Here is a 4,984-nt window from a genome sequence, read left to right as displayed (position 1 = left end):
GACGGCTCCGGTCACGACGGCCGCGACGAGGACGGCCGCGACGACCACGAGGGCGATGGCCCGGTACCGGCCGCCGCCACCGCCACCTGATGAGGAGGGGCCGGTACCCGCGGGCGGCCCGAAACCCCCGGGAACCGGTGTCACGGGCGGTACCGGCGGTCCGAAGCCCTGCTCCGGCGACGCCGGAGACCCCGCCCCCGCCGCAGCCGGCGTGCGCCTGTGGTCGGTCCAGACCGTGCCGTCCCACCAGCGTTCCTGGTGGGGGGCCGTCGGGTCGGCGTACCAGCCGGGCGGGGGCGTCATGCTCATCCCGGCACTCTAGGACGCGGCTTACAGCGGCGTGACGTACGCCCCCGAGATGCCGCCGTCGACCAGGAAGTCGCTGGCGTTGACGAAGGAGGAGTCGTCGCTGGCCAGGAAGGCGACGGCGGCGGCGATCTCCTCGGCCTCGGCGAACCGCCCGACCGGGATGTGGACGAGGCGGCGGGCCGCCCGCTCGGGGTCCTTGGCGAACAGTTCCCGCAGGAGCGGGGTGTTGACCGGTCCGGGGCAGAGCGCGTTGACGCGGATGCCCTCCCGCGCGAACTGGACGCCCAGTTCACGGGACATGGCGAGGACGCCGCCCTTGGACGCCGTGTAGGAGATCTGGGAGGTGGCGGCGCCCATCCTCGCCACGAAGGACGCCGTGTTGATGATGGAGCCCCTGCCCTGGCGCCGCATGTACGGGATGGCGGCCTTGCAGCACAGGTAGACGGAGGTGAGGTTGACCTCCTGGACGCGCTTCCATGCCTCCAGGCCGGTGTCGAGGATGGAGTCGTCGTCGGGGGGTGAGATACCGGCGTTGTTGAAGGCGATGTCGACGCTGCCGTAGGTGTCGTACGCCGCCTTGAACAGCGCCTCGACCTGGTCGGGGTCGGTGACGTCGACCTTCACGAAGAGGCCGCCGGCCTCCTCGGCGGCGGCCTTGCCGCGGGGTTCGTCGATGTCGCCGCAGACGACGTGCGCGCCCTCGGAGGCGAGGCGGCGGGCGGTGGCGAGGCCGATGCCGCTGCCGGCCCCGGTGATGACGGCGGTGCGGCCGACGAGCCGGCGGCAGATGATCTCTTTGGTCACTGTGCGGGGCCCTCCGTGCTGATGAAGACGTTCTTGGTCTCGGTGAAGGCGGTCAGGGCGTCGGGGCCGAGTTCGCGGCCGATGCCGGACTGCTTGAAGCCGCCGAACGGGGTCCAGTAGCGGACGCTGGAGTGGGAGTTGACGGACAGGTTGCCCGCGCGGACGGCCTGCGAGACGCGCAGGGCGCGGCCGACGTCGCGGGTCCAGATGGAGCCGGCGAGGCCGTAGTCGGTGGCGTTGGCGAGTTCGATCGCCTCCGCCTCGTCCTCGAAGGGCAGGACGACGGCGACCGGGCCGAAGACCTCCTCGACCGCGACGCGCGCGCCGGGGCCGACGCCGGTCAGGACGGTGGGCGGGAACCAGAAGCCGGGGCCCTCGGGGGCCTTGCCTCGGATACCGGCCAGGTCGTCCGTCACGTACGAACGCACGCGGTCCAGCTGGGACTTGGAGATGAGCGGTCCCATGGCCGTGTTCTCGTCCGCCGGGTCGCCGACGACGACCGATTCGATCGCGGGGGCGAGGAGGTCCAGGAAGCGGTCGTGGACGGAGCGCTGGACGAGGATGCGGGTGCGGGCGCAGCAGTCCTGGCCCGAGTTGTCGAGGAAGGACATGGGGGCCGCCGCGGCGGCGGCCTCGATGTCGGCGTCGGCGAAGATGATGTTGGGGCTCTTGCCGCCGAGTTCGAGGGTGACGCGCTTCAGCAGCTCGGATCCCTTCGCCAACACGCGTTTGCCCACGGCTGTCGATCCGGTGAAGACGATCTTCGCCACGCCCGGGTGCTCGACCAGCGCGTTGCCCGCGACGGGACCGCGGCCGGGCAGCACCTGGAGGAGTCCCTCCGGCAGGCCGGCCGCCAGGGCGAGTTCGGCCAGCCGCAGGGCGGTCAGCGGGGTCGTCTCGGCGGGCTTGAGGATCACCGCGTTGCCGGCGGCGAGCGCCGGGGCGGTGCCCCAGGCGGCGATCGGCATCGGGAAGTTCCAGGGCGCGATGACCCCGACGACGCCCAGCGGTTCGAGGATCGTGAGGTCGAGGCCGCCCGCGACCGGGATCTGGCGCCCGGTGAGCCGCTCCACTCCCCCGGCCGCGTAGTCGAGCAGGTCGCGGACGTTGCCCGCCTCCCAACGGGCGTTGCCGATGGTGTGGCCGGCCTCGCGAACCTCCAGGTGCGCGAGTTCTTCGAGGTGTTCGTCGACCTGGACGGCGAAGCGGCGTAGCAGGCGGGCGCGGTCGCCCGGCGCGAGGGCGGCCCACCGGACCTGGGCGCGGGTGGCGCGTACGACAGCCGCGTCGACGTCTGCCTCGGTGGCGGCCGGGACGGTGGCGACGATCTCTTCGGTGGCCGGGTCGAGCACCTGGAGCCGATCGGCCGTGTGCCCGTCGGATGTGGACGGGTCGGAGGTGAGCTGGTCGGACACGAAGGGCCTCACATGCGTTCGAAGGAGCGGCGCAGCTCCCAGTCGGTGACCGCCGCGTCGAAGGCCTCCAGCTCGACGCGGGCCATGTTGCGGTAGTGCGCGACGACCTCGTCGCCGAAGGCGGCCCGCGCGATGGGGCTGTTCTCCCAGAGTTCGGCGGCTTCGCGCAGGGTGGTGGGGACGTGGGCGAAGTCGGCGGTGTAGGCGTTGCCGGCGCAGGGCTCGGGCAGGTCCAGCTCCTGCTCGATGCCGTAAAGGCCGGCGGCCACGAGTCCGGCGACCGCGAGGTGCGGGTTGACGTCGCCGCCGGGCAGCCGGTTCTCGAAGCGCAGGGAGCGGCCGTGGCCGACGACGCGCAGGGAGCAGGTGCGGTTGTCGTGGCCCCAGGCGACGGCGGTCGGGGCGAAGGAACCCGGCTGGAACCGCTTGTAGGAGTTGATGTGCGGGGCGTAGAGCAGGGAGAAGTCGCGCAGCGCGGCGAGCTGCCCGGCGAGGAAGTACCGCATGACCTGCGACATCCCGTCCGGTCCCGCCATCGCGTTGGCGCCGTCGGCGTCCGCGAGGGAGAGGTGGATGTGGCAGGAGTTGCCCTCGCGCTCGTTGTACTTGGCCATGAAGGTGAGGGAAACGCCTTCCTGGGAGGCGATTTCCTTGGCACCGGTCTTGTAGATGGCGTGCTGGTCGCAGGTGACCAGGGCCTCGTCGTACCGGAAGGCGATCTCGTGCTGTCCCGGGTTGCACTCGCCCTTGGCGGACTCGACGGTGAGGCCGGCGCCGGCCATGTCGTTGCGCAGGCGGCGCAGCAGGGGCTCGACGCGGCCGGTGCCGAGGATCGAGTAGTCGACGTTGTACTGGTTGGCCGGGGTGAGTCCCCGGTAGTGGGCGTCCCAGGCCTGCTCGTAGGTGTCCTTGAAGACGATGAACTCCAGCTCGGTGCCGACCTGGGCGGTGTAGCCCAGTTCGGCGAGGCGCTCCAGCTGGCGGCGCAGGATCTGCCGGGGTGCGGCGACGACGGGTGAGCCGTCCTCCCAGGCGAGGTCGGCGATGAGCATCGCGGTCCCGGGGTGCCAGGGCAGGCGGCGCAGGGTGCTCAGGTCGGGGCGCATGGCGAAGTCGCCGTAGCCGCGCTCCCAGGAGGACATCTCGTAACCGTCCACCGTGTTCATCTCGGTGTCGACGGCGAGGAGGTAGTTGCAGCCCTCGGTGCCGTGTTCGAGGACCTCGTCGAGAAAGAAGCGGGCGGCGAAGCGCTTGCCCTGGAGGCGCCCTTGCATGTCGGGGAAGGCGAGGACGACAGTGTCGATCTCACCGCCGGCGACGAGGGCGTGCAGTTCGTCGACGCCGAGCGGGGGTGTGCGGTCTGCCACGGGAGGGCCTCCTCAGGCTTCCTCTGCTGCTACGGCTGTGCCGGGACGGCCGGGAGCCATAAGGTATTGCCGAAAACCTTTGCTTGGGAAGGGGGCGCGACCGGATGCCGGTGGACGCTGCGGAGGAACCGGCGGACCGGCTCACGCCGGTACTGCGGCCGGTGCGGGCCGGGAACGGCTTCGAGGAGGCCCTGGAGCAGATCCTTCAGGTGGTACGGCTGGGCCTGGTGCCCGGCGGGGAGCGGCTCCCGGCCGAGCGGGACCTGGCGGAACGGCTCGGGATCAGCCGGGTGACGCTGCGCGAGGTGCTCAAGGTTCTCCAGGACCAGGGGCTCGTGGAGTCCCGGCGCGGCCGGTACGGAGGGACGTTCGTGCTGCCCCGCACCGACGCGGTCGGCGAGGAGGAGCTGCGGCGGCGGATCGCCGAGGTCGACATAGAGGACGTGCTCCGGTTCCGGGAGGTGCTGGAGGTCGGCGCGGCGGGCCTGTGCGCGGCGCACGGCCTGAGCGAGGAGCGGGCGGGGCGGCTCAGGGAGGCGCTCGCCCGCACCGAGGACGCCCCGCTCACCGAGTACCGCCGCCTCGACACGATGCTGCACCTCACCCTCGCCGAGCTGTGCGGTTCGCCGTCGCTCACGGCGCGGTACGCGGCGGTCCGGGCCACGGTGAACGACCTGCTGGACTGCATCCCGCTGCTCGTGCGCAACCTGGAGCACTCGCAGCGCCAGCACACGGCGCTGGTGGAGGCGGTGCTCGACGGGGACGCGGACGGCGCGCGGGAGATGATGCGCGAGCACTGCGCGGGGACGGCCGCGCTGCTGCGGGGCTTCCTCGCCTGACCTGCGGGCGTGTTCAATGGTTCGGGTCGAGTCCATTCGGGTGGGCGGGGAGCGGTGGAGGCGGGCATGGCGAACGCGACGGGCGACAGGCCACTGATCGGCGTCAGTACGTACCTGGAGGCCGGGGCGCGCTGGGGGGTGTGGGAGCTGGACGCGACGCTCCTGCCGGCCGGGTATCCGCGGCTCGTGCAGCGGGCGGGCGGACTGGCGGCGATGCTGCCGCCGGACGCACCCGAGCACGCGGCGTCCG

The 4,984-nt window shown here is 72.1% G+C and carries 6 protein-coding genes; 2 read left to right on the top strand and 4 right to left on the bottom strand.

What is annotated here, in order from left to right; genetic code table 11:
• From BZL64_RS26370 to BZL64_RS26355, 4 genes are all read right to left on the bottom strand, one after another.
• The coding region (locus BZL64_RS26370; RefSeq protein ID WP_143663322.1) for a DUF2510 domain-containing protein at positions 1–303 on the bottom strand (303 nt) is incomplete at its 3' end.
• Positions 304–330: 27 nt separating this feature from the next.
• On the bottom strand, positions 331–1,113 hold the full coding sequence (locus BZL64_RS26365) for a 3-oxoacyl-ACP reductase (protein WP_086771676.1): 783 nt from the start codon (positions 1,111–1,113) through the stop codon (positions 331–333).
• Positions 1,110–2,528 (bottom strand): aldehyde dehydrogenase family protein, encoded by a 1,419-nt coding sequence (locus BZL64_RS26360; RefSeq protein ID WP_425276070.1) that lies wholly within the window; start codon positions 2,526–2,528, stop codon positions 1,110–1,112. The genes BZL64_RS26365 and BZL64_RS26360 overlap by 4 nt, the downstream gene beginning before the upstream one ends.
• A gap of 8 nt (positions 2,529–2,536) precedes the next feature.
• On the bottom strand, positions 2,537–3,895 hold the full coding sequence (locus BZL64_RS26355) for a glutamine synthetase family protein (RefSeq protein WP_086771675.1): 1,359 nt from the start codon (positions 3,893–3,895) through the stop codon (positions 2,537–2,539).
• 104 nt (positions 3,896–3,999) lie between these two features.
• Between BZL64_RS26355 and BZL64_RS26350 the strand changes: the two genes are divergently transcribed.
• Both BZL64_RS26350 and BZL64_RS26345 read left to right on the top strand, forming a co-directional pair.
• The gene (locus BZL64_RS26350; RefSeq protein WP_086771674.1) at positions 4,000–4,734 is read left to right on the top strand and encodes a FadR/GntR family transcriptional regulator; all 735 of its coding nucleotides are present in this window, start codon (positions 4,000–4,002) and stop codon (positions 4,732–4,734) included.
• A gap of 66 nt (positions 4,735–4,800) precedes the next feature.
• Positions 4,801–4,984: gamma-glutamyl-gamma-aminobutyrate hydrolase family protein (locus BZL64_RS26345; protein ID WP_143663321.1), on the top strand; the 184-nt coding region annotated here is incomplete at its 3' end.

The organism is Streptomyces bobili (assembly GCF_002154575.1).
Taxonomy (GTDB): Bacteria; Actinomycetota; Actinomycetes; order Streptomycetales; family Streptomycetaceae; genus Streptomyces; species Streptomyces bobili.
The sequence above is the reverse complement of the archived record's forward strand: the minus strand, read 5'-3'. Positions and strand labels throughout refer to the sequence as shown.